Source organism: Azospira inquinata, from assembly GCF_018905915.1.
GTDB classification, from domain to species: domain Bacteria; phylum Pseudomonadota; class Gammaproteobacteria; order Burkholderiales; family Rhodocyclaceae; genus Azospira; species Azospira inquinata.
Window position 1 is genome coordinate 3,202,395 of record NZ_CP064782.1, and the last position, 24,023, is coordinate 3,226,417.

Annotated in this window: 18 protein-coding genes; 10 read left to right on the forward strand and 8 right to left on the reverse strand. The window is 58.6% G+C overall.

Features of this window, described 5'->3' with window-relative positions:
• Positions 1-110: 110 nt before the first annotated feature.
• Together Azoinq_RS14440 and Azoinq_RS14445 are read left to right on the forward strand one after the other, a co-directional pair.
• Positions 111-704 (forward strand): Maf family protein, encoded by a 594-nt coding sequence (locus Azoinq_RS14440; protein WP_216128186.1) that lies wholly within the window; start codon positions 111-113, stop codon positions 702-704.
• Positions 705-707: 3 nt separating this feature from the next.
• Positions 708-1,424: an SAM-dependent methyltransferase gene (locus Azoinq_RS14445; RefSeq protein ID WP_216128185.1), complete on the forward strand. Its 717-nt coding sequence runs from the start codon at positions 708-710 to the stop codon at positions 1,422-1,424.
• Between the two features lie 62 nt (positions 1,425-1,486).
• On the opposite strand, the gene Azoinq_RS14450 is transcribed toward Azoinq_RS14445, so the two are convergent.
• The 4 genes from Azoinq_RS14450 to rluC are packed head-to-tail and all read right to left on the reverse strand — an operon-like array spanning position 1,487 to position 4,420.
• Entirely contained in the window at positions 1,487-2,452 is a 966-nt protein-coding gene (locus Azoinq_RS14450) for a S49 family peptidase (protein WP_216128184.1), read from the reverse strand.
• Between the two features lie 9 nt (positions 2,453-2,461).
• Positions 2,462-2,815, reverse strand: coding sequence for a Rieske (2Fe-2S) protein (locus Azoinq_RS14455; RefSeq protein WP_216128183.1), 354 nt, complete (start codon positions 2,813-2,815; stop codon positions 2,462-2,464).
• Positions 2,794-3,450, reverse strand: a complete 657-nt coding sequence (locus Azoinq_RS14460; protein WP_216128182.1) for an HAD family hydrolase — start codon at positions 3,448-3,450, stop codon at positions 2,794-2,796. The genes Azoinq_RS14455 and Azoinq_RS14460 overlap by 22 nt, the downstream gene beginning before the upstream one ends.
• Entirely contained in the window at positions 3,434-4,420 is a 987-nt protein-coding gene (gene rluC / locus Azoinq_RS14465) for a 23S rRNA pseudouridine(955/2504/2580) synthase RluC (RefSeq protein WP_216128181.1), read from the reverse strand. The genes Azoinq_RS14460 and rluC overlap by 17 nt, the downstream gene beginning before the upstream one ends.
• A 413-nt stretch (positions 4,421-4,833) precedes the next feature.
• Between rluC and Azoinq_RS14470 the strand changes: the two genes are divergently transcribed.
• Positions 4,834-7,602: an Rne/Rng family ribonuclease gene (locus Azoinq_RS14470; RefSeq protein WP_216128180.1), complete on the forward strand. Its 2,769-nt coding sequence runs from the start codon at positions 4,834-4,836 to the stop codon at positions 7,600-7,602.
• A gap of 91 nt (positions 7,603-7,693) precedes the next feature.
• Here Azoinq_RS14470 and Azoinq_RS14475 read toward each other — a convergent pair whose 3' ends face one another.
• Positions 7,694-8,215, reverse strand: coding sequence for a low molecular weight protein-tyrosine-phosphatase (locus tag Azoinq_RS14475; RefSeq protein ID WP_216128179.1), 522 nt, complete (start codon positions 8,213-8,215; stop codon positions 7,694-7,696).
• Positions 8,216-8,300: 85 nt separating this feature from the next.
• Entirely contained in the window at positions 8,301-10,382 is a 2,082-nt protein-coding gene (gene uvrB, locus Azoinq_RS14480) for an excinuclease ABC subunit UvrB (protein ID WP_216128177.1), read from the reverse strand.
• Between the two features lie 143 nt (positions 10,383-10,525).
• Here uvrB and Azoinq_RS14485 point away from each other — a divergent pair, with 143 nt between their 5' ends.
• From Azoinq_RS14485 to Azoinq_RS14510, 6 genes are all read left to right on the forward strand, one after another.
• The gene (locus Azoinq_RS14485; protein WP_216128175.1) at positions 10,526-11,725 is read left to right on the forward strand and encodes an amino acid aminotransferase; all 1,200 of its coding nucleotides are present in this window, start codon (positions 10,526-10,528) and stop codon (positions 11,723-11,725) included.
• 295 nt (positions 11,726-12,020) lie between these two features.
• Positions 12,021-12,869, forward strand: a complete 849-nt coding sequence (locus Azoinq_RS14490; protein WP_216128174.1) for a phage tail protein — start codon at positions 12,021-12,023, stop codon at positions 12,867-12,869.
• 58 nt (positions 12,870-12,927) lie between these two features.
• Positions 12,928-13,902 (forward strand): tetratricopeptide repeat protein, encoded by a 975-nt coding sequence (locus Azoinq_RS14495; protein WP_216128173.1) that lies wholly within the window; start codon positions 12,928-12,930, stop codon positions 13,900-13,902.
• 28 nt (positions 13,903-13,930) lie between these two features.
• Positions 13,931-16,387: a two-partner secretion domain-containing protein gene (locus tag Azoinq_RS14500; protein ID WP_216178426.1), complete on the forward strand. Its 2,457-nt coding sequence runs from the start codon at positions 13,931-13,933 to the stop codon at positions 16,385-16,387.
• Entirely contained in the window at positions 16,377-19,289 is a 2,913-nt protein-coding gene (locus Azoinq_RS14505) for a beta strand repeat-containing protein (protein ID WP_216178428.1), read from the forward strand. Before Azoinq_RS14500 ends, Azoinq_RS14505 begins: the two co-directional genes overlap by 11 nt.
• Positions 19,290-19,292: 3 nt before the next feature.
• Positions 19,293-20,984, forward strand: coding sequence for a ShlB/FhaC/HecB family hemolysin secretion/activation protein (locus tag Azoinq_RS14510; RefSeq protein ID WP_216128171.1), 1,692 nt, complete (start codon positions 19,293-19,295; stop codon positions 20,982-20,984).
• Between the two features lie 60 nt (positions 20,985-21,044).
• On the opposite strand, the gene Azoinq_RS14515 is transcribed toward Azoinq_RS14510, so the two are convergent.
• Both Azoinq_RS14515 and Azoinq_RS14520 read right to left on the reverse strand, forming a co-directional pair.
• On the reverse strand, positions 21,045-22,172 hold the full coding sequence (locus Azoinq_RS14515; protein ID WP_216128170.1) for an AI-2E family transporter: 1,128 nt from the start codon (positions 22,170-22,172) through the stop codon (positions 21,045-21,047).
• Complete coding sequence (locus Azoinq_RS14520; protein ID WP_232368507.1) at positions 22,169-22,609, reverse strand: cyclic nucleotide-binding domain-containing protein; 441 nt, start codon at positions 22,607-22,609, stop codon at positions 22,169-22,171. Before Azoinq_RS14520 ends, Azoinq_RS14515 begins: the two co-directional genes overlap by 4 nt.
• Positions 22,610-22,934: 325 nt before the next feature.
• Here Azoinq_RS14520 and moaA point away from each other — a divergent pair, with 325 nt between their 5' ends.
• On the forward strand, positions 22,935-23,942 hold the full coding sequence (gene moaA / locus Azoinq_RS14525) for a GTP 3',8-cyclase MoaA (RefSeq protein ID WP_216128168.1): 1,008 nt from the start codon (positions 22,935-22,937) through the stop codon (positions 23,940-23,942).
• Positions 23,943-24,023 lie beyond the last annotated feature (81 nt).

A 24,023-nucleotide genomic window follows, 5' to 3' on the forward strand; every position in this document is an offset into this window, starting at 1 on the left:
TTATTTTTGGCTTACCGTGTCAAAGAAATAGCCACTTTTCCCGCCTGTTTTTTCAAAATAGGCAAGACCTTACGGTCTCCACCTAGTCCGTTTTCTACGCCCATTCTCCTATGACCACCGCCCAACGCCAGCCCCTGGTGCTGGCTTCCACCTCCCCCTATCGCCGGGAACTCCTGGAACGCCTGAACCTTCCCTTTCTCTGTGCCGATCCCCAGGTAGACGAAACCCCTCTGCCGGATGAAGCACCGGAACCCCTGGCCCTGCGCCTGGCCGAAGCCAAGGCCCGAGCGGTGGCCAACCAGCACCCAGACGCCCTGATTATCGGCAGCGACCAGGTGGCCTACCTGGGGCAACAGCGCTTCGGCAAACCGGGCAATCACCCCAACGCGGTACGCCAGCTCAGTCTAATGAGCGGAAAAACCGTCAATTTCTTCACCGGCCTCTGCCTCTTTAATGCTCGTAGCGGCAAAGCGCACCTTACTGGGATTCCTACCCTGGTAACGTTTCGGGATCTGACAGAGGAGGAAATCCAGACCTATCTGCATCAGGAGCAGCCGTACAATTGCGCCGGCGCCGCAAAATGTGAAGGTCTGGGCATTGCCCTGCTGCGCAGCATCCGGGGGGATGACCCCAACGCCCTGATCGGTCTCCCCTTAATCGCCCTCTGCGATTTTCTCAAACTTGAAAACTATCCCATTCTCTAGCCCATGTCTTTTGGCACCCTCTACCTGATTCCCGTCCCCCTGGGCCCCAACAGCCCGGAACAAGTCCTGCCCCCTCCCGTCCTGGAGCAAGTACGCCAGCTGGAGCGCTTTGTGGCGGAAAACGCCAAGAGTGCCCGGGCTTTTCTGAAAAGCGCCGGGGTTACCCGTCCGTTGCGGGATATCCCCATCGCGGAATTGAATGAGCACTCCACCCCGGAACAGGTGCCTCCACTCCTGGAGCCTCTGCTGCAAGGGCAAGATGTAGGCCTGGTATCGGAAGCCGGCTGTCCGGCGGTGGCCGACCCGGGGGCGGCTTTGGTACGCCTAGCCCAGCAGCGGGGCGTCCCCGTGGTTCCCATGGTGGGCCCCTCTTCCCTGCTGCTGGCGTTGATGGGGTCAGGGCTTTCCGGTCAGCACTTCGCCTTCCACGGCTACCTGCCCGCCAAGGAAGAGGAACGGGGCCAGAAGCTGAAAGCCCTGGAAAAGGAATCCCGGTACCTGCAAAGCACCCAGATTTTTATCGAGACCCCCTACCGTAACCGGGCCATGTTCGAATCCCTGCTCAAGGCCTGCCAGGGAAATACCCTCCTTTGCCTGGCCACGGATATCACCCTCCCCTCCGAAGCCATCCGCACCCAGACCGTAAGCGCCTGGAAGGCATCCCCTTTGCCGCCGGATCTGGAGAAAAAACCCACAGTGTTCTTGTTCTTGGCCCAATAAAAAAGGCCTCCCAAAGGAGGCCTTTTTTGCGGCACCGGAAAACCGGCATCCGGGGGCAAAGCCTATTCCGCCTTGGCGGAGGCTTCCATCTTCAGGGAGTGGACGGCCCCCTGGATAACGTCAGCGCCAAAGCGCTTGGCGAAACGCTCGGCGATGTTTTCCCGCATGGTGTAATCCAGGATCTTGTCCGCCTTGATGACGTCCCGGGCCACGGAATCCACCGTGCCGTAGCCGTCGGCCAGCCCTAGCTCCACTCCTTTGGAGCCAGTCCAGACCAGGCCGGAGAACATGTCCGGGGTTTCCTTGAGGCGCTTGCCCCGCCCCTGACGCACCACGCTGATGAACTGCTGATGAATTTCCGTCAGCATGGTTTTTGCGTATTCCTTCTGTTTGGGATTCACCGGGGAGAAGGGGTCAAGAAAGCCCTTATTTTCCCCGGCGGTCAGCAGGCGCCGCTCCACCCCCAGCTTATCCATGGTACCGGTAAAGCCAAAGCCATCCATTAGCACCCCGATGGAACCGATCATGCTGGCCTTATCCACAAAAATCTTGTCCCCGGCCACGGCCACGTAATAGCCGCCGGATGCGCACATATCCTCCACCACCACATAGAGGGGGGTTTTGGGGTACTTTTGGCGCAGACGATGGATTTCGTCGTTAATCATCCCAGCTTGAACCGGGCTACCGCCGGGGCTGTTGATGCGCAGGATAACCCCGGCCGTCCCCTTGTCCTCAAAGGCGGAATCCAGGGCTGCGTTGATTTTTTCCGCGCTTGCCTCTCCGTTGGCTTCAATGGTGCCATGGAGATAAATCACCGCCGTGTGGCGGCCATCGGCCAATTTATCCGAACCGCCCCAGTCCACCACATAGACCAGAATGGCAGTGAGATAGGCAAATCCCAGAAGCTTGAAGAAAATCCCCCAGCGCCGGCGGGTTTTCTGCTCCTCCAGATGGGAAAGGGCTAGCTTCTCCAGGAGCTTATGCTCCCACTGAGGGTCTTGGGAGGGGGGGTGTTGGGGGGTATCCATGATAGGGGCTTATTCTTCTTCAGACATCAGATAGACGGAATCGCCTTCTTCGGCAACGGTGAGGGGAATCAATCCCCGTCCGTTGCATCGTCCGCCCAGACAGTGGCCGGATTCAGGGGCGTAAAGGGCGCCATGGGTGGCGCAAACCAAGTATAACTTGGAATAATCGAAAAACTCCCCTTCCTGCCAATCCAGCTCCACGGGCACGTGGGTGCAGCGATTAAGGTAAGCATATACCTTGCCGCGAAAGCGGACCACAAAGGCGGGAACCTCTTGGCCCCGGCGCACAAAGGAGAAGCGCACCCCTTTGCCACTCTCTTCCAGGTCCGAGGCAGCACAAATCAGGCGTTTTGTAGCAGCCATTCCCGGAGCTCCTCCACCGAATCACAACAGACTGCCGCCCCTGAATCCAATAACTGGGCCTTGGGATGGGCCCCATAGGTGACCGCCACCCCGGTAACTCCGCCGTTGCGGGCCATTTCCATATCGTGGGTAGTATCCCCGATCATCACCACCCGCTCCCGGGGCATCGCCAGTTCTTCCATCAACTCCTCCAGCATCTGGGGGTGGGGCTTGGAAAAACACTCGTCGGCACAACGGGTGGCATCGAAGTAACGTCTCAAACCACTATGTTGCAGGGCCCGGTCCAACCCCACCCGGCTTTTTCCGGTAGCCACCCCCAGAAGATGGCTGGTTTCCGCCAGGCGAGCAATCAGGGATTCAATGCCTGGGAACAGCACCAGGTCCTGATCCTGGGAAAGGTAATGGCGGCGGTAACTATCCACCATTTCCGGGTAACGGGAGGGGGGCAGGCCGGGTACGGCGGAGCGCAAGGCTTCCTCCAGGCCTAGGCCGATGACGTGGCGGGCCGCCGCATCGGAGGGGGGCGTTACCCCCAATTCCCGGCTGGCGGCCTGGATGGCCCCGGCAATGGCGCCAGCGCTATCCAGAATCGTGCCATCCCAGTCAAAAACCACCAGATCAAAGCGACGCGCCATATTCCAAAGACTCCGTACGATTCAGAAAATCCAGAAACTGTTGTAAAGGAGCGGGTAACGGGGCCTCCACAGACAGGGTTTCCCCGCTCAGTGGGTGGGGAAAGCGCATTTGGTAGGCGTGGAGGAACATGCGTTTTAGCCCCTGTTTTTGCAGGGCCTTATTGAGTTCAAAATCCCCGTACTTATCGTCCCCAGCAATGGGAAAGCCCGAATGGGCCAGATGCACCCGAATCTGGTGGGTCCGCCCTGTCTTTAACTGGGCCTCCAGCAGGGAAAACCGCTGCCAGCGGGACATGAGACGAAAGACCGTGTGGGAAGGCTTGCCCTCTGGCGCTACCCGTACCCGCCGCTCCCCGTTGTCCAACAAATACTTAAACAGCGGCTGGCGCACATTGCGCACTTTGTCCATCCAACGCCCGGATACCAGGGTCAAATAGCGCTTATCCGCACGCCCCCCTTCCCGAAACATATCGTGGAGGGCGGTCAGAGCAGAGCGCTTTTTGGCTACCAGGAGAATGCCTGAGGTTTCCCGATCCAGACGATGGGCCAGTTCCAGGAACTTGGCCTGGGGGCGCTGCTGACGCAAGGCCTCGATCACTCCGAAAGACACCCCACTCCCCCCGTGGACCGCAATCCCCGCCGGTTTGTTGATGATGACCAGGGCGTCATCCTCGTAGAGCACGGGTAAATCGGCCTTGAGGGCTTGCCCCCGCACCTCTTCGCTGGCTTCTTCCGCCTCGCTGGCGGCGAAGCGCATGGGAGGGAGGCGTACCAGGTCCCCGGCTTGCAGGCGATAGGCCGCCGCGACCCGGCGGCTGTTAATGCGGACTTCGCCGCTACGCAGGATGCGGTAAACGTGGCTTTTAGGAATGCCTTTGCAAATGCGGAAGAGGTAATTATCTAGGCGTTGCCCACCCTCTTCTTCGCCAATAATCAGCTTGGTTACAGAATTTTTGCTAAGGCCTGTCATTTTGAATATACTGGGGCAGGTTTTAGCCCCCCTGCGAAAGAACAATTCTTGCTATAAGACCGAACAGACTTACCCCGGCCACATTCCGATAAGGAAACGGGGTGGGAATTCCGGCAGGCCAAAGATTTTTCGCTTGTGCCAACCTGCACAAGGTCGCAACGGTGAAAACCAACTGGTTAAGTTCGCTCACCAAAAGCAGCGATACTACTCGTTTTGCGCTTAACTGGCACGTACGGATTCCCTCCCCAGCGAGTCACGCAGCCTGATTTTTCAGCCGGGCTGCGGGGCTTTCAGCGATTACTTTCCCACCTTTAGTTGCCATACCGAAATCCGGATGAAACCACGTATTTTCAACTAATTGTGTCGCTACCGGCGTAGGGAGCCCGTCCGTGCATGAGCGCGGGAGCCACCGAATGAAACGCATGCTGTTCAATGCGACACAGGCCGAAGAACTCCGTGTCGCCATTGTGGACGGTCAAAAATTAATTGACCTAGACATTGAATCGGCCGCCAAGGAACAACGCAAAAGCAATATTTACAAGGGTGTCATTACCCGCATCGAACCGAGTCTCGAGGCCGCTTTTGTCAATTACGGCGAGGAAAGACACGGTTTTCTCCCTTTCAAGGAAGTTTCCCGCTCCTACTTTCAACCCGGCGTGGAAGCCGGCAAGGCCACCATCAAGGAAGCCTTGAAGGAAGGCCAGGAAGTCATTGTTCAGGTTGAAAAAGATGAACGTGGCAATAAGGGCGCAGCCCTTACCACCTTCATTTCCCTGGCTGGCCGCTACCTGGTGCTGATGCCCAACAATCCCCGGGGCGGCGGCGTTTCCCGTCGCGTGGAAGGGGACGAACGGGCCGAACTGCGGGACATCATGGATCAGCTGGAAGCCCCCCAGGGCATGAGCCTGATCGCCCGTACCGCCGCTATCGGCCGTAGCGCGGAAGAACTGCAATGGGACTTGAACTACCTGTTGCAACTGTGGAGCGCCATAGAAGGCGCTGCTGCCCAGCAGACCGGCCCCTTCCTCATCTATCTGGAAAGCAGTCTGGTGATCCGGGCCATCCGGGATTACTTCCAGCCGGACATCGGCGAACTGCTCATCGATACGGACGAAATTTTCGAGCAAGCCAAAGCCTTCATGGGCACGGTCATGCCCAACAACATCAATCGGGTCAAGCGTTACGAGGATGATGTTCCCCTCTTCTCCCGCTTCCAGATTGAGCACCAGATCGAATCCGCCTATTCCCGTCAGGTCAATCTGCCCTCTGGCGGCGCCATCGTCATCGACCACACGGAAGCCCTGGTGGCCTGTGACGTCAATTCCGGCCGCGCCACCCGGGGTCAGGACATTGAGGAAACGGCCCTGAAGACCAACCTGGAAGCCGCCGAGGAACTGGCCCGCCAGTTGCGGCTGCGGGACTTGGGCGGTCTGGTGGTCATCGACTTTATCGACATGGAAAGCCCCCGCAACCAGCGGGAAGTAGAAAACCGGTTGCGGGACGCCCTGCGTCATGACCGTGCCCGGGTACAGATGGGCAAAATCAGCCGCTTCGGTTTGATGGAACTGTCCCGTCAGCGCCTCCGCCCCGCCTTGGCGGAAACCAGCTACATCACCTGCCCCCGCTGTACCGGCACCGGCCACATCCGCTCCACCGAATCTGCTGCCCTGCACATCCTGCGCATCCTGGAAGAGGAGGCCATGAAGGACAATACGGCCACCATCCATGCCCAAGTGCCAGTGGATGTGGGCACCTTCCTGCTCAACGAAAAACGCAACGAAATTCAGTCCATCGAGCTTCGCCACAAGGTCACGGTCCTGCTCATCCCCAACATCCACCTGGAAACCCCGGCCCACTCCATCGAGCGCCTGCGCCATGAGGATTTGAATCTAGAAGAGACGGCCCAACCCTCCTACAAGCGGGTTGCGGCGCCGGCAGACGAAGACAAGCTGCCTTCCCTGGCCGCCGCCACTTCGGCGCCCCGGCAGGAAGCTGCCGTGAAGCACATTGCGCCCACCCAGCCTGCCCCCATGGCCCAAGAGCCCAAGACTGCGGTCACCACGGAAGATGGCGGCATTATCGGCAAAATCTTCTCCTGGTTCCGGGGTAACAAAAAGACCGAACCGGCAGCCGAACCGGCCGCTACTCCCCGTACCCGCAGCCGCAGCACTCCCCGGGACAATCAAAACCGGGAAGGTCGGGGTCGGGGTCGGGGTCGCAACAACCGGAACGGGGGCGAAGAATCCCGTAACGGCAACGGCTCCCGCAACGAACGGAGCGGGGCTGCCAGCGAAGGGGATAGCCCCAAGGAAACCCAGCGGGAACCTCGGGAAAACCGACGCCAGCGCGGCGAACGGAATACCGAAGGCAACGGGGAGCGGAGCGAACGTCGCAGCCGTCAAAGCAATCGGGGAGAAACGGCCCCGGTGGCGGAGGAAATGAATAAGACCGCCGCCTTGATGACGCCCCAGGACAACAACGACGCCCAAGACCCGAACGCCAATCAGGAAGGGAATGGTCGGGGACGTCGGGGGCGGCGTAATAACCGGCGGGACCGCAACGAACGCCGGCCTCAGGAAGGTACGGCGGATGCCGGTGTAGAAAGCCCCCGGAACGAGGGGGTAAGCGAGCCCACTCCCACGGAGGTGGTCGCCCCTCAAGCCCATCAGGAAGCTGCCGTGATTGCTCCGCTGGTTTCTGTTCCGGAAGCAGTCCCGATGGTCGCCCAGGCACCGGAAGTCTCTGAACAAGAAGCAGTGGCTCCGGTGGTTGTCGAGGTCGCCCAGGCTCAGGACCCCGTGGCTCCGGCTCCCGTCCCGGCTCCGGTGGAGCCCGCGCTGACCCCGGTCGTCCCCCAAGAGGAAGCGGCTCCGGTTGTGGAAGAGGCTAAGGAAGAAGTGCCTGCGCCCGTCGCCCATACCCCTGTCACTGAGGCCGAACCCGAACCGGCTCCGGTACAAGCAGTTCCGGCCCCTGCCCCCCTGGTTGCTCCGGTGACGGTGGATTTGGATCAGGCTTTGGCCAGTAGCGGCCTGGTGCTGGTGGAAACCAGCCCGACCAAAGTTCTGGCTGCCGTCCCGGCTCCGGTGGAAGAAGCGCCCAAGCCCCGTCGGCGCCGCCCCGCTCCCGTGGCGGTAAGTAACGAGCCCTTGGTTCAGGTGGAAACTGGGCCTAAAGCCTAAACCGCTTCCACCCAATAAAAAAGCCCGGGAAACCGGGCTTTTTTATTATCCCTAAAGGGAAGAATGCTCCCCCGGAGTTTGCCCTCAGCTCCTACAATGCCGGAGAGGCCCGATTCCCAACCGCCTTGGCCCCCGGGGTCAGCCCCAACTCACGACGCAAACTGTCCAGCAGCCCCTGGGCGGCATCCTCCAGCATATCCAGCACCAGATCGAAGCCCTGGCCCAGCCCATAATAGGGATCGGGCACCTCTTCTTCGTGGAAGTGGCGGGAATAGGACATCATCAGGCGCAAGCGATGGCTGCGTTCCTGGGGGCACAAGCCCCGCAGGAATTCCAGGTTGGCTTTATCCATGGCCAACACCAAATCGAAGCTGCGCAGATCTTCTTCCACCACCTTGCGCGCCCGTAAGGTGGAAATGTCCAGCCCCCGGGCCTGAGCCGCCCGCTGGGTGCGGGAATCCGGCGCTTCGCCCACGTGGTAGCCATGGGTTCCAGCAGAATCCACCAGAATACGGTCGGTGAGCCCGGCTTTTTCCACCAGACGGCGAAAAACGCCCTCGGCCGTAGGGGAGCGACAAATGTTCCCCATGCAAACGAACAATATTTTTATCATGCCTGCCTCCTCCAGGGGCCACCGCTAAGTGAGTCCGGTGCCCTGGTTGTTACCTGCAAAAAATCTCCCCGTGCAGCCTTGGTGCCTATTCACTGTCCGGCACAACGGCACCGAACAGGGCCTGTTTGAGCTTGAAAAGCTGGTCTCTGGAAGCCGCAGCTTTTTCAAACTCCAGGTTCTTAGAAAATTCTTGCATTTGCTTTTCCAACCGTTTGATTTCTTTAGCGACTTCTTTTTCGCTCAAGGATTCGTAATTGGCCTGGGTTTGGGCTGCTTTCAGTTCCCGGGTAGCGGAATCCGCGTCATAGACTCCATCAATAATATCCTTGATTCGCTTGGCCACCCCCTTGGGAACGATACCGTGGGCCTCGTTAAAGGCCAACTGCTTGGCCCGGCGCCGCTCCGTTTCCCCGATGGCTCGCTGCATGGAGTCGGTCATCCGATCCGCGTAAAGAATGGCGGTGCCGTGAATGTGCCGGGCCGCCCGGCCAATGGTCTGAATCAGGGAACGTTCGGAACGGAGGAACCCCTCCTTGTCCGCATCCAGAATGGCCACCAGGGAGACTTCCGGAATATCCAGCCCTTCCCGTAACAGATTGATGCCCACTAGAACGTCGAATTCCCCCAGGCGCAGGTCCCGGATAATTTCCACCCGCTCCACCGTGTCAATATCGGAATGGAGGTAACGGATACGGATGCCGTTTTCCCGCAAATAATCGGTCAGATCCTCTGCCATACGCTTGGTCAGGGTGGTAACCAAAACCCGCTCCCCGACACCAATGCGTTTGTGAATTTCGGACAGTAGGTCGTCCACCTGAGTGGATGCGGGGCGCACCTGGATTTCCGGATCCACCAGGCCAGTGGGGCGTACCACCTGCTCTACCACCTGCCCCTGATGTTGCTTCTCGTAATCCGCTGGGGTGGCGGAAACGAAAACGGTCTGGGGCATGAGCTGTTCGAATTCGGCAAATTTCAAGGGCCGGTTATCCAGGGCGGAAGGCAGGCGGAAGCCATATTCCACCAGGTTTTCCTTACGGGACCGGTCCCCCTTGTACATGCCCCCCACCTGGGAAATGGAAACGTGGGATTCATCAATAAACATCAGGGAACCCGCTGGCAGGTAGTCCAGCAGGGTGGGAGGCGGGTCCCCGGCTTTACGGCCGGAAAGGTGGCGGGAGTAATTTTCGATCCCCTTGCAAAATCCCAGTTCATTGAGCATTTCCAGGTCAAAACGGGTCCGCTGCTCGATGCGCTGGGCCTCCACCAGGCGCCCTTCCTTATGGAAAAAGGCAACCCGATCCCGCAGTTCCGCCTTGATTCCCTCCATGGCCCGCAGCACGGTTTCCCGGGGCGTCACGTAATGGCTGGAGGGATACACGGTAAAACGGGGCAGCTTCTGCATCAGGTGCCCGGTGAGAGGATCGAAGAGCTGGAGAGTTTCGATTTCGTCATCGAAGAGGCAAATCCGTATGGCGTATTCCCCGTGTTCCGCCGGGAATACATCAATCACGTCTCCCCGCACCCGGAACGTGCCCCGGTGGAAATCCAGTTCATTCCGCTCATACTGCATTTCCGCCAGGCGCTTAATGATGTCCCGCTGGTCCATCCGGTCTCCGGTCCGGATGTGGAGGATCATGTTTTGATAATCCTGTTTGTCCCCAATGCCGTAGATGCAAGACACGGTGGCCACAATCACCGCATCCTGGCGCTCCAGCAGGCTTTTGGTGGCGGATAGGCGCATTTGCTCAATGTGGTCATTGATGGCCGAATCCTTTTCAATGAACAAATCCCGGGCAGGCACATAGGCTTCCGGCTGGTAGTAGTCGTAGTAGGAAACGAAATACTCCACCGCATTTTCCGGGAAAAACTCCCGGAATTCCGAATACAGCTGGGCTGCCAAGGTCTTGTTCGGGGCCAGCACCAGGGCCGGGCGCCCAATGTGGGCGATTACATTGGCCATGGTGTAGGTCTTCCCTGAGCCCGTCACCCCCAGCAGGGTCTGGAAGGACAGGCCATCCCCAATGCCCTCCACCAGCTGGCGTATGGCCTCCGGCTGATCCCCGGCGGGAGGGAAAGGCTGGTGCAGCCGAAAGGGACTATTGGGGAAAGTCACCACCGGTGTTTCGGAAGGTTCGGGCGGATTGCTGCTGTTGGGTGTTTGGGTCATGGTAGAATTATCAGTTGCGCCCGTGATTTTGAGGAGCTTTTTCGACTTCCACGGGGCGCGTTGCAATTTGGCTTTTATTATTCCGCAATTCGAGGCTCGACGCATGACGCCGCGCCCCGTGACTGGCAAACCAGGAGTGCCTAATGACCTCGATTTTCGCTGCCGTGGAGCAAGCTCCGCGGGATCCCATCCTTGGCCTGAACGAAGCGTTCAACGCCGATACCCGCCCCACCAAGGTGAACCTTGGTGTCGGCGTGTATTACGACGATAACGGCAAGATTCCGTTACTCGCGGCTGTCAAGGCGGCAGAGAAAGCCCGCCTGGAAGCCCAACCTCCCCGTGGCTACCAGCCCATCGACGGTCTGGCCGCTTACAACAAGGGGGTGCAAGCCCTGGTGTTCGGCGCCCAATCCCCCCTGGTCACGGAAGGCCGGGTGGTGACCGTTGAAGCCCTGGGCGGCACCGGTGCCCTGAAGATCGGCGCCGATTTCCTCAAGCGGACCTTCCCCAACGCCAAGGCTTACATCAGCAATCCTTCCTGGGAAAACCACCGGGCCCTATTCGAAGCCGCCGGTTTCACCGTGGAAACCTACGGCTACTATGACCCGGCCACCCGGGGTGTGGATTTCGCCGCCATGAAAGCGAGCCTGTCCGCTCTGGAAGCCAAGTCCATCATCATTCTGCACGCCTGCTGCCACAACCCCACCGGCGCCGATCTGAGCGCGGAACAATGGAAGGAAGTGGTCACCCTGTGCAAGGACAAGGGCTTGATTCCCTTCCTGGACATGGCTTACCAAGGGTTCGCCGACGGCCTGGAAGAAGACGGCATTGCCGCCCGCCTGTTTGCTGAATCCGGCATGCAGTTCTTCGTCTCCAGCTCCTTCTCCAAGAACTTCTCCCTCTACGGAGAACGGGTGGGCGCCCTGTCCGTAGTGACCGCCAGCAGCGAAGAAGCGGGTCGGGTGCGCTCCCAAGTGAAGAAGGTGATCCGCACCAACTACTCCAACCCCCCGACCCATGGGGGAGCCCTGGTGGCGGCGGTACTGAATACCCCCGAGCTTTACCAACAGTGGGTGGATGAATTGTCCGGTATGCGGGACCGCATCCGGGCCATGCGCCTGAGCCTGGTGGAAAAGCTCAACGCCAAGGGCGTGGCCCAGGACTTCTCCTTTGTGGTGAAGCAACGGGGGATGTTCTCCTTCACCGGCCTCTCCAAGGAACAAGTGGAAAAGCTGAAGACCGACTTCGGCATCTATGCGGTGGGGTCCGGCCGGATCTGCCTGGCTGCCCTGAACAGCAAGAACATCGACGCCGTGGTCAACGCCATCGCCGCCGTGCTCTAAGCCAGCAGTACCCGCTATCCCCCAAGGGGCGCTTCGGCGCCCCTTTTTTTTGTTCACAAACGCCTAAGCAATTCATTCAAAAACAAAATTCAAGAAAAACGTCCATCCCTTTTGATTTTCCTCAGGAAATCAGTTGCAAAACGGAACCTAAATAAATAGACAAAATAGCTAATGCTAATAGAATAGCAACATCCAAATGGAATCATGTTAATTGGATTTATTTGGAAAAACGGACTGTCCTTCCGTTGCGACAGGGCAGTGATTACCGAGACAAATCGTCTGCAAGGTGACCGATATGAAATATGCAAGCAAGAAAACCCTCTCTGCCGTTGCATTAATGTCCGGTTTAGCGGCGGCAATGTGGAGCCCGTCCGCTTTGGCCTGCTCCGGTGATACCCCGGTACTAGGGAGCGTCTGCATCATGGCAACCCCTGCCACGTATGGAAGCTTTAATCAGGGCTTTGTGGTGGCAGCGGGCCAGCAGCTTTCGGTTTCCCAATACACCGCACTTTTTTCTCTCATTGGTACCACCTACGGAGGGAACGGCCAAACCACTTTCAACCTACCCGATCTGCGAGGCAGGGTCGTTCTTGGGGCAGATACTAGCGGCACCTATCCCGCTGGTAAGACCGGCGGGGCCGCCAGCATTACCCTGAGCACCGCCCAACTCCCCCCCCACTATCTGGTGATTCCCCCCTTACCCATTGATCTAAGCAAAATCACCGCCACTACTACCTTGAGCGGGTTGGCCGCCACCGCCAACCTAGCTGGGGTAACGATCAGCGGCCCGGCCAGTGGCCTGGTAATCAAGGCTTCATCCACAGGAGGCGGCCAGGGGACCCCCAGTAACAATTACCTAGGAAAACCCTCCGCTGCCTCCGCGAATTTTTATACCACCAACACCCCTGACGTCTCCCTCAATTCCGCCAGTATCTCCGGCAATCTTTCCCTCACCATCCCGGCTGGGACCACTGCCCCCGTTACCATCTCCGGTAATGCAACCACGGTTTTGGGCGGCACAGCTTCCACGAGCGCGGCTACTACCAGCGGTATAGGCAATGGCGCGGCCATCCCCATCCTACCGCCTTATTTGGCCATGACTTACTACATTGCAACTGCTGGTCTCTATCCTTCAAGGAATTAAGCCTACGGGGGCGGAGCATCGGTTCCGCCCCCCCTTAAAGCGAGAGGGAGACCTGCAATTGCCCAATTTGTTGATTTACGCCCTCTGGGCCACACTGCTGGGAGCCAACCTAGCCCAAGCCGCTAGCGCCTTAGAAGGGGAACTGGGGGAAGCCAACCAGGCCCTTGCCAACCGGGACTACGCCAAGGCTTACCAGGGATATCTTCGCCGTTCCACGACCAATCCTCTGGCTCAGTTTGAATTGGGGCTTATGGAAGAACGGGGGTGGGGGCGCCCGGTCAACCAGGAGACAGCCTGCACCTGGTACGAAAAAGCCGCCCAGGGTGGCATCCCAGCGGCCCAGCAGTTTCTGGGGAATTGCTATAGGGCGGGGATAGGTCGCCCGGCTGATAGCAAGACCGCCCTTTACTGGTACGGCAAAGCGGCGGACTCCGGCATCCTCATCGCCCTTTGCAATGCAGGAGATCTCTATATTTCCGGCCAAGGGGTGGAAAAGAACATCAACTACGGTTTGGAACTTTGCACCCGGGCAGCCCAAGGTGAGTCCGTCCCGGCCATGAAACACCTGGCCGACTATTACCGTCATGGCCGAGGAATTCCCACCAATCCCGTCGCGGCCCGATATTGGTATCAGCAAGCGGCGGAACGCCATGACTTGGAAGCTCAGTTCGAATTGGCGCTCATGCTAAGTGAAGGTTTAGGCGGCCCGGCGGATAGAACCGCCGCCGCTTTCTGGCTGGAGCAGGCTGCGCGCCAGGGATACAGCTCGGCCTACCTGCCCCTTGCCGTTCTCTACGCCAATGCCCCGGTGGATTCCCAAAGCGGTGCCCTACCCCCCGAAGTATTGGCCAAGGTTTACCTCTGGAACCAAGCGGCTAAGGCTATCACTAGCAACCCGGAGACTTTGGCCCAGATCAGCCGTATCGAAAAACTAACGTTGGCGGTCATGCCCCCCCAATGGAAGCCGGCCCTAGACCGCCAGGTAACCGAGCATCTTGCCAAATTTTCTCAGCTCCCTGTTACCCAACCCTAAAGACCGCTACGTTTCGCGGGAGATCATCATGAAACATGCCGCATTGAACCGCATTTACCGACTTGTCTGGAGCAAATTACACCAAGGGTGGATCGCCGTTTCGGAAATCACCAAGGGTCGAAAAAAGCAGGGGGGTAAGGGGGCACTGGCCTTCATCCTCATCCTGCTCTCCCCTCCCCTCCTGGCGGCCCCGGTCGGTGGGCAAATTACAGCGGGTAGCGGCAATATCAGCCAGTCAGGGAATACCACTACCATCCGCCAGGACTCTTCTCGGCTCTCCATTGGCTGGACTTCTTTCAATACCACTAGCCAGGAAACGGTAAATTTCGTCCAGCCCTCGGCCAATGCTATTGCAGTAAATCGTATCAGCGATCCCAATCCCACCCAATTTCTTGGCCACCTCAACGCTAATGGCCAAGTATGGTTAATTAACCCTAATGGGGTTTTATTTGGACAGGGCGCTCAGATAAATGTGGGTGGGTTGGTGGCTTCCACTCTGGACGTAAAAGATAGCGCCTTAAACTCCCTATCCCGGAATCTTTCCGGCAGCGGCAACGGTAGCATTATCAATCAAGGCACCATTAATACCCTAAACGGTGGCTATGTTGCCTTAATTGGTAAAACCGTCAGCAACCAGGGGAGTATTAATACACCCTATGGTAGTACCCAATTGCTGGCCGGCAATGATGTCACCTTGACCTTTGCCGATAATGCCCTGGTTGGCATGCAAATCAACCAGAACATCCTTAATGCTCTCGTGGAAAACAAAGGAGCGATTTACGCGGACGGCGGTTTGGTTATTTTATCGGCCAGCGCAAAAAATGCCGTATTGGCCAGCGTTGTTAATAATTCCGGTTTAATCGAAGCCAATTCCGTTTCAGAAAAAAACGGCACCATCTTGTTGGATGGGGGGAATAAAGGGGTGGTGGAAAATTCCGGCACTCTGGATGCTTCAGGAAAAACGACAGGACAAACGGGGGGGGTAGTAAAAGTACTGGGGGAAACCGTATCCCTAGCCAGCAGTAGCACCATTGACGCCTCCGGCGACAAAGGGGGCGGCACGGTGCTGGTGGGCGGCAATTTCCATGGTGAAGGCCCGGAACAAAATGCCACTACCACCAACGTAGCCAGTGGGGCTCTTATTCGCGCCGATGCCTTGACCCAAGGGAACGGGGGAAATGTCGCCATTTGGTCCGATGGTCAAACCACCTTCAACGGCAGTATTACCGCCCGAGGTGGGGATGGAGGGGGAAACGGCGGACAGGTGGAAACCTCCGGGCATCAATTGAATGTTGGCAAAACGGCCAGCGTTAACACTCTGGCAAAAAATGGTAAGAGCGGTAACTGGCTGTTAGACCCAGAGGACGTGATAATTGGCAGCCTTTATGATTGGGGGGGTAGCTACAATATAACGGTTGATACTGTAGCGTTAACAAATGCCTTAAACACCACCAGCGTAACCATTCAAACGACTCATAATTTCCCAAATTGTACCGGCGGCATTTCATGCCCAGGAACATCCGGGAATGGCGATATCATTGTATTGGACCTGATCGGGGCTATATATGATGCTCAAGGAGTGCACAGCACCGTTTATTGGACGGGAAATACCACACTAACCCTGAGCGCATATCGCAATGTTATATTCAAAACCACCGACAACTACTACAGCAATGCAGGCGGGGGAAATACAAGCAATCTTGGTGGTATAGAACTGTATGAAAACAACAGCAATGCAAATGCTATTATCCGCGCGGATAATAGTGGTACCGGAAGTGGCACGGTAAAAATTGACCAACAAAATTTTTCCTTAGGGACAAACAACAGTATAAGCTTCTACCACAATGATAATAGCAGTCTTGGTACCACCAACGATTACTCTCAATACCTATATTCCGGCCTCGGTGATCCTGCCAGAGTTTTCTCCTATATCGCACTTAATGTCACCGCAACCATTAACGACAAGATTTACGATGGCACTAATGCCGCAACTATCAATACATTAAACCTGCCAGGCAGTGTTCCTAGCGGTATCAGCCTAAGCAGCGCGGGAGCCACAGCAACTTTCGTCGACAAAAATGCAGGCACAAATAAATCCGTATCGGTAAGCGGGGTCAGTTTCGTCGGAGGAATCAGCAGTTCTGGCGGCAACAACTACTACATCAACGGGCTGGAAAGCCTCACCGCCTCCATCACCAAGGCAAATCTATCCGTCTCTGGAGTGTCAGCCAGCAACAAGAATTATGACGGCACCACCACCGCCACTTTGACGGGGTCCGGCGCCATTTCCGCCTTAGGAAGTGATGTGGTTTCCCTCTCGGGCACCGGGGTTGGCACCTTTGCTGATAAGAACGTGGGGACCGGAATAGGGGTGACCGTCTCCGGTTACACACCTCTCCGGTACGGATGCGGCCAATTACAATCTGGTCCAACCCACGGGCCTTATCGCCAATATCTCCAAGGCCAATTTAACCTTGAGCGGTAGCAAGACCTATGACGGTACCACCGCCGTAGGAGGAGGGACTCTGATCGCTACCGGGGTCAATGGGGAGACCTTCACGGTCTCTGGTTCGGGGGATAGTTCCAACCTAAGCAGCAAAAACGTCCAAACCGGCACCACCCTCTCCAGCATCACCGGCCTGGCGCTAGGCACCAGCAGTAATGGCGGATTGGCCAGCAATTACAATCTCCTGGGCACCACCGGCAGCGTCTACTCGGTTTCCGCAAAAGCCGTTTCCTTGAGCGGCATTACCGCTAGCAACAAGGTTTACGATACTTCCGTCAGCGCCTCTCTGAACACGGCCAGCGCCACCCTGGCAGGCCGGGTCGGTGCAGACGACCTCTCCTTCACGGGCGTGGGGGTGGGCGCCTTCGCCGATAAGAATGTGGGTACGGGCAAGACGGTGACCGTCTCCGGCTACTCCCTTTCTGGTTCGGATGCAGGTAACTACACTCTGGCCCAACCCACCGGCCTTACCGCCAATATCACCAAGGCTAATCTGGATGTCTCAGGCGTATCGGCCATTGATAAAACCTATGACACCACCACCGCCGCCACCTTGACGGGAACCGCCGCCATTTCCGCCCTGGGCAGCGATACGGTTACTCTTGCCGGAACCGGGGCGGGCACCTTCGCCGACAAGAATGTGGGTACGGGTAAGGCGGTGACCGTCTCTGGCTACACCATTTCCGGCGCAGATGCGGGTAACTACAACCTAGTCCAACCCACGGGCCTTACCGCCAATATCACCAAGGCCAATCTAGGGGTTTCTGGGGTATCGGCCAGCAATAAAACCTACGATGCCACTGTTACGGCCACCTTGACGGGAACCGCCGCCGTCTCCGCCCTGGGTAGCGACGCGGTTACCCTTTCCGGCACCGGGACCGGCACCTTCGCCGACAAGAATGTGGGTACGGGCAAGGCGGTAACCATCTCTGGCTACACCATTTCCGGCGCGGATGCGGGTAACTACAACCTGGTCCAACCCACCGGCCTCACCGCTAATATCACCAAAGCCGATCTAACGGTTTCTGGCTTATCGGCCAGCAGCAAGGTCTATGACACCACCACCGCCGCCACCTTGACGGGGACAGCCGCCATTTCCGCCCTGGGCAGCGACGCCGTTACCCTTTCCGGCACCGGGGCTGGCGCCTTTGCGGACAAGAATGTGGGTACGGGTAAGACGGTGACCGTCTCTGGCTACACCATTTCCGGCGCGGATGCGGGCAACTACAACCTGGTTCAATCCGCTGGCCTCACCGCCAATATCACCAAGGCAGATATGGCCCTCTCCGGATTGTCCGCCAGCAGCAAGATCTACGACGCCACCACTGCCGCCACCTTGTCCGGCACCGCCACCGTTTCCGCCCTGGGCAGCGACACGGTTACCCTTTCCGGTACCGGGGTAGGAAATTTTGCGGACAAGAATGTGGGTACGGGCAAGGCGGTGACCGTCTCCGGCTATACCCTTTCTGGCGCGGACGCGGGAAACTACAACCTAGTCGCCCCCGCTAGTCTTACCGCCAATATCACCAAGGCCAATCTAGCCGTCTCCGGCGTCACGGCCAGCAACAAGGTCTATGACGGTACAGCTGCTGCCACCCTAGCGGGGAGTGCCGCCGTTTCCGCCCTGGGCAGCGATACGGTTACCCTTAACGGAACCGGGGCAGGCACCTTTGCGGACAAGAATGCGGGCACGGGCAAGGCGGTAACCGTCTCGGGCTACACTATTTCCGGCGCGGATGCGGGCAACTATAACCTGGTCCAGCCCGCTGGTCTCACCGCTGATATCACCAAAGCCAATCTGACCTTGAGTGGTAGCAAGACCTATGACGGTACCACCGCCGTGGGAGGAAGTACGCTCACCGCAGCCGGGGTCAACGGGGAAACCTTCACGGTCTCCGGCTCGGGGGATAGCTCCAACCTAGCCAGCAAAAACGTCCAAACCGGCTCCACCTTAAGCAGCGTCACTGGCCTAACCTTGGGCGCCAGTGGAAATGGCGGTCTGGCCAGCAATTACAATACCTTGGGCGCTACCGGCAGCACCTACTCCGTCGCCGCCAAGCCCCTGACCCTCAGTGGCATTACCGCCAGCGATAAGGTTTATGACGGTTCCGTCGCCGCCACCCTGAACACCACCGGAGTCACCTATACGGGGCTTATCGGTGGGGACAGCGTTTCCTTCGGCGGCACCGGCGTCGGCGCCTTCGCCAACAAAAACGTAGGCACCAATAAGGTGGTGACGGTCTCCGGCTACACCCTTTCCGGCACGGATGCGGGCAACTACACCCTGGCCCAGCCTACCGGCCTTACCGCCTCGATTACCCCGGCCAACTTGATGGTTTCCGGTATTACCGCCAGCAATAAGAGCTTTGATGGGAACACCTCCGCCACCGTGAGCACGGCCCAGTCCCAGCTTTCCGGGAAAATTGCTGGGGATGACGTCACCGTTGCCGCCACCGGTAGCTTCGCTGACCCGGGCCCCGGCAACGGCAAATCCGTCAATTTGCAGAGCACCTATGGGGGGAGTGATGTGGGGAATTACCACATTACGGGCCAAACCGTGGCCTACGCGGATATTTTCCCGGCCCAGGCCACCACGCCTCCCGCCCCCCTTCCCCCGGTGATTCAAAACACCGTCACCCAGGTTCAGTCAGCCATCCTGCCTCCCCAGGCAGCCACCCAACCCCAAGCCCTCAGTCTGTCTTCCACCCTGACCATCCAGCAAAGTAGCGGGGAAAGCGGCCAGGGTTCCAGCACACCGCCCACCCGAGGAGCTTCCGGCATTGCCACGGCGGTCGCCGGCTTTGGCCAGGGCGGCCCCACCCTGCAAATCCTCAATGGGGGGGTACGCCTCCCGGATAACGCGCCTCTTATCACGGAATAATCCATGTCCAGCAAATCCCCGGCTTTCTCTCGCCCCCTCTGGGTCGTCGCCCTATGGGGCGCCTTCAATACGGCCTATGGGGCAGATGCGGCTCCCCTGCCCGGGGCCGGCTCCATTCTTCAGGAAATCAAACCGCCCGCCCCAGCCGCCCCCCCTGCCCGAGCTCCGGAGTTAAATTATCCGAGCCACCAGGTCGCTCCCTCCCAGGACACCACCCTGTTCTCTGTGGAGAAAATCGAGTTTTCCGGCAATACCCTGTTTTCCAGCCAAATCCTGCATTCCCTGGTGGCTGACGGGGAAGGCAAGAAGTTGAATCTGGCGAGTCTGCAAGAGATCGCGGCCCGGATTACGGAGTACTACCGCCAGCAGGGCTACCCCCTTTCCCGGGCCTACATTCCGCCCCAGTCCATTAGCCAGGGGGTGGTGACCATCAAGGTGCTTGAGGTCAAATACGGGGAGGTCCACCTGCAAAACTCCAGCCGGGTGGATAACTCCCTCGTCAATGCCACCCTGGCGCCCCTGGGCAATGGGGAGGCCATTCAGAGTCAAACCCTGGACCGAGCCCTGTTGCTCCTATCCGACCTACCGGAACTCCAGGTAGGCGCCACCCTGAAACCCGGACGGAACGTGGGCAGCTCGGACCTGGAGGTGGAAGCCCTCCCGAGAACCACCAGCTACGCCAATCTGAATCTGGACAACTACGGTAACCGCTACATCGGCCGAACCCGCTTGACTGGCACGGGTTACCTACTCAATCCCCTGCGCCACGGGGACACCCTGACCGCTTCCGCCATCACCACCGGGGAAGGCATGAATTACGGCCGCCTGGGCTACGACATCACCCTGAATGGCCAAGGCACTCGCCTGGGGGGAAGCTATTCCACCCTGTATTACAAGCTCAGCGGCACGGCCAGCGCCCTGGACGCCCACGGCACGGCGGATATCACCAGCCTATGGGTTAAACACCCCCTGATTCGGGGCAAACAATTCAACCTCTACGGCCAGGTTGAATTCGATGCCAAGCAACTGCGGGACCACGTGGATACCAGCCAGACCAAGACGGATCGGAAGCTGGCTAACTGGGTGCTGAGTCTGAACGGGGACCATCGGGACGGGCTGCTGGGAGGAGGTGTCAATGTCTGGAGCCTGGGATGGACCTCCGGCCAGGTTAGCTTTGACAATCGGGAAGCCAAATCGGCGGACGCTCAAACCGCCAAATCCTCCGGAGGCTTCGCCAAAGTTAACGGCAATTTCTCCCGGCTCCAGGGGCTCACCGCCAAGGACTCCCTCTACCTGAATCTGTCCTTTCAATGGGCCAATGAAAACCTGGATTCTGGGGAAAAAATGTCCGTCGGCGGTCCTTACAATGTGCGCGCCTACGATATTGGCGCCGTTTCAGGAGACAGCGGCTACCTGGGCACCCTGGAATACCATCGGGACCTGGGCAATATGGGGGGCGGCAATCTGCAAGGCGTCGCCTTCCTGGATAGCGCCCACGTCAACGTGAATCGCCACCCCTGGACCGCCAGCAGTAATAGCGCCACCCTATCCGGGGCAGGCCTGGGGGCCAACTGGAACGGGCCGGACCTGTGGCGGGTGAGCGTTTATGTCGCTTCCCGGATAGGCGCCCAACCCACCCTGGTCACCAAGCCCAGCCAATTTACCGGCTGGCTGGTGATCAATAAGGCTTTCTAAGGAGAAAGGAACCTGCCCCGACCCGGGGGGCAGGCCGCTTTCCTGGCAGGCAAAAGGAAACTACTTCAAATCCGCCGTTACCGCCGCATGGCGCAGTTTGCGGGCATAGGCATGGCGGGCCCGAAGGCGGGGATCGTTGAGGATCTGCCCCAGGGTTTCCCCCAACACCATCACCACCCCCAGCAGGGGCAGCACTAGCATTAAACCGGCCACTCCAGCCACCGCGCCCCCCACGAAGATCATCAGAACCGTGAGCAAGGGGTGAAGGTGGAGACTACGGCCAATGGTGAGGGGCATGAAAAAGAAGTCATCCAACATGCGCACAAAAAGAAATAGGGCAATGGTGCCGTAAGCCATGCCCGGATTGCCGGGGAAATCCGTGGCGGCCACCAGGACCACCAGGGCACAGCCGATGATGGAACCCACATAGGGCACCCAGGCCAGCACCGCCGTCACCACCCCCAGCAACAGGGGAGTGGACATGCCCAATAGCCAGAGGCCAATGCCCAGGGCGGACGCATCCAGGGCCGTCAGTTTCAGCAGGCCTTGGAAATAAAGCCGAGCCGTCCGGTCCAGCTCGTCCAGTAGGGACAGGGTGCGTTCAAAAAAGGCATTGGGGACGGATTTAACGATGAATTTCTTCAGACGCCGTCCATCCCGCAAAAAGAAAAAGGCCATGAACGGCGCCAGCAGCAGGGAGGGTAGCCAAGCCGCCAAATTCACCAGGGCCGTGGCCAGATAGCGATTCACAAAGGTGGAGGAGAAATTCCTAATGCCTTTGCGCACCTCTTCCGACCAGTGGGCGTGGGCCAGCAGATCCGTGCTGCGTTCCAAGCGCCCCAGGGCATGGACAATGAAACGTATGCCCCCTTCCAGGTAATGGGCCACCCAGTCCTGCCAGCTCACCGCGTGATTGGCGATCCAGGGGGCAGCCAGGGCCAGGGCGCCCCCCATGGCGCTGAAGGCCACCCCGGCCACAATGGCGGCCGCCCGTTCCACGGAAACGCCAGCCAGGACCAGGCGCCCCTGCCAGGGCAACAGGGTGTAATAGATCACCAGGGCCAGTAGAAACGGCACCACCAGCCACAGCACCTGCTGGAAAACCACCAGCAACAGACTAGTGGTGGCCAGAATAGCCAGCCACACCAGGGGTCCGGCGGCGATGGTGTGCCGGGAGTAATGGCTCACAGCACCTCCCGGCGCCCTTGGGCCAGGGCCGCATTACGCAGGCGGTGGCCCAGATGGCGGGCCAGCTGGAGGGAAATCTTAGAGGCGATCACCGCGTGGGTCTCCAGCAACTGGAGAAATTCGCCCCGGAACATGACCACCAGACTGGAATCTTCCATGGCCCGGGCCTGGGAAGTGCGGTGGATATCGTCGTCCAGCAGGGCCAGTTCGCCGAAAAAGCTACCGGCCTCATGTTCTCCCAGGGCATGGGGGCTGGTATCCGGATTGAAAATCCCAACCCGGCCCTGGAGCACAATATAAATGCCCTGGCCTTCTTCCCCCGCATCGAAAATCACTTCCCCCGCCAGGTAATAGCGCTCGTGGAGCATCATTTCGATGATGTTCAATTCCCGCCGGGTCAGGCCCCGGAACAGGGAAATGGATTCCAAACGCTTCAATCTGGGGGAAGTTTTCGTAAAACCGAACATGGGGGCGCCAAACGGAGGGATTTCTTCACATCATAAGCCAAGCACCATTATGGAAAAAGCCGGATGGGCCTTATTCATCCCGCCCCATGGTGAGATGTCGCTAGAACGCTACAATTCCAGCAAGCAAACGGAAAAGAAAAGGCAGCCCGGCATCAGCCAATCACCCCGAGTGAAGGAACCTCCTAAATTGCTGAGGTTTTTCGGCTTTCTTTCTTTTTCTTTCAATTTCCCAACCCCGGGCAAACTTTCCTTCTTTCTCCCTGGTCCAATTTATACCACCCCCCCATCCCCTTCCATGCCCTCTTTCGCCCCCCCCCTCCCCGTTGCAGACCCTTTTGGGCGAAAAATCACCTATCTGCGCCTTTCTCTCACGGACCGGTGCAACTTCCGTTGCACTTATTGCATGGCAGAGGACATGGAATTTCTGCCCCGGGCCAGCATTCTCACCCTGGAAGAAAACCTGCGCCTAGCCCGCATTTTCGTGTCCCTGGGGGTGGAAAAACTGCGATTAACCGGCGGAGAGCCCATGGTGCGCCATAACTTCCTCTGGCTGGTGGAGCAACTCGGGGCCCTGCCCGGGCTTCAGGAACTGGTCATGACCACCAACGGTTCCCTGCTTACCCGCTACGGGAGGGATTTGGCTAAAGCAGGGGTAAAACGCCTTAATGTCAGCCTGGACAGCCTGAACCCCGCCACTTTTCAGCGGATTACCCGCACGGACCGGCTAGCCCTGGTGCTGGAGGGGATCCAGGCGGCCCAGGCGGCCGGCCTTGGCCCCATCAAGCTCAACACGGTAATGCAGCGGGGCATCAACGACGGAGAATTGGTAAGCCTGACCCGGTACGCCCTGGGCCAGGGGTTGGATATCGCTTTTATTGAGGAAATGCCCCTGGGGGACCTGGGCCACGGCAGGAACACCACCTTTTACAGCGCGGAGGAAGCCCTAACCCAGCTTAAGAGGGAATTCCCCCTGATTCCTTCCCTGGAAAGCAGCGGCGGCCCGGCCCGTTACTGGCGGGTGCCTGGCTATTCCAGCCGAATCGGCTTCATCGCCCCCCACAGCCACAATTTCTGCGATAGCTGTAACCGCTTGCGGGTCACCGCCCGGGGAGACCTCTACCCTTGTCTGGGGCAAAACGGCGGGGTGGCTCTGCTTCCCCTCCTCCGCGCTCACCCGGATGAGGATGAGCCGGTACGTCAGGCCATTCTGGAAGCCGTGGCCCAAAAACCTCAGGGCCATGACTTCGCCAGCCAGATGGACCAGCCCCAGGTTCTGCGTTTCATGTCCATGACCGGGGGATAGGGGAATCACTCGGTCCCCAAGCCGGGCAAGGCCCATAAAAAAACCGCCGGAAACGGCGGTTTTTTGTAAGCCAGCATGGCG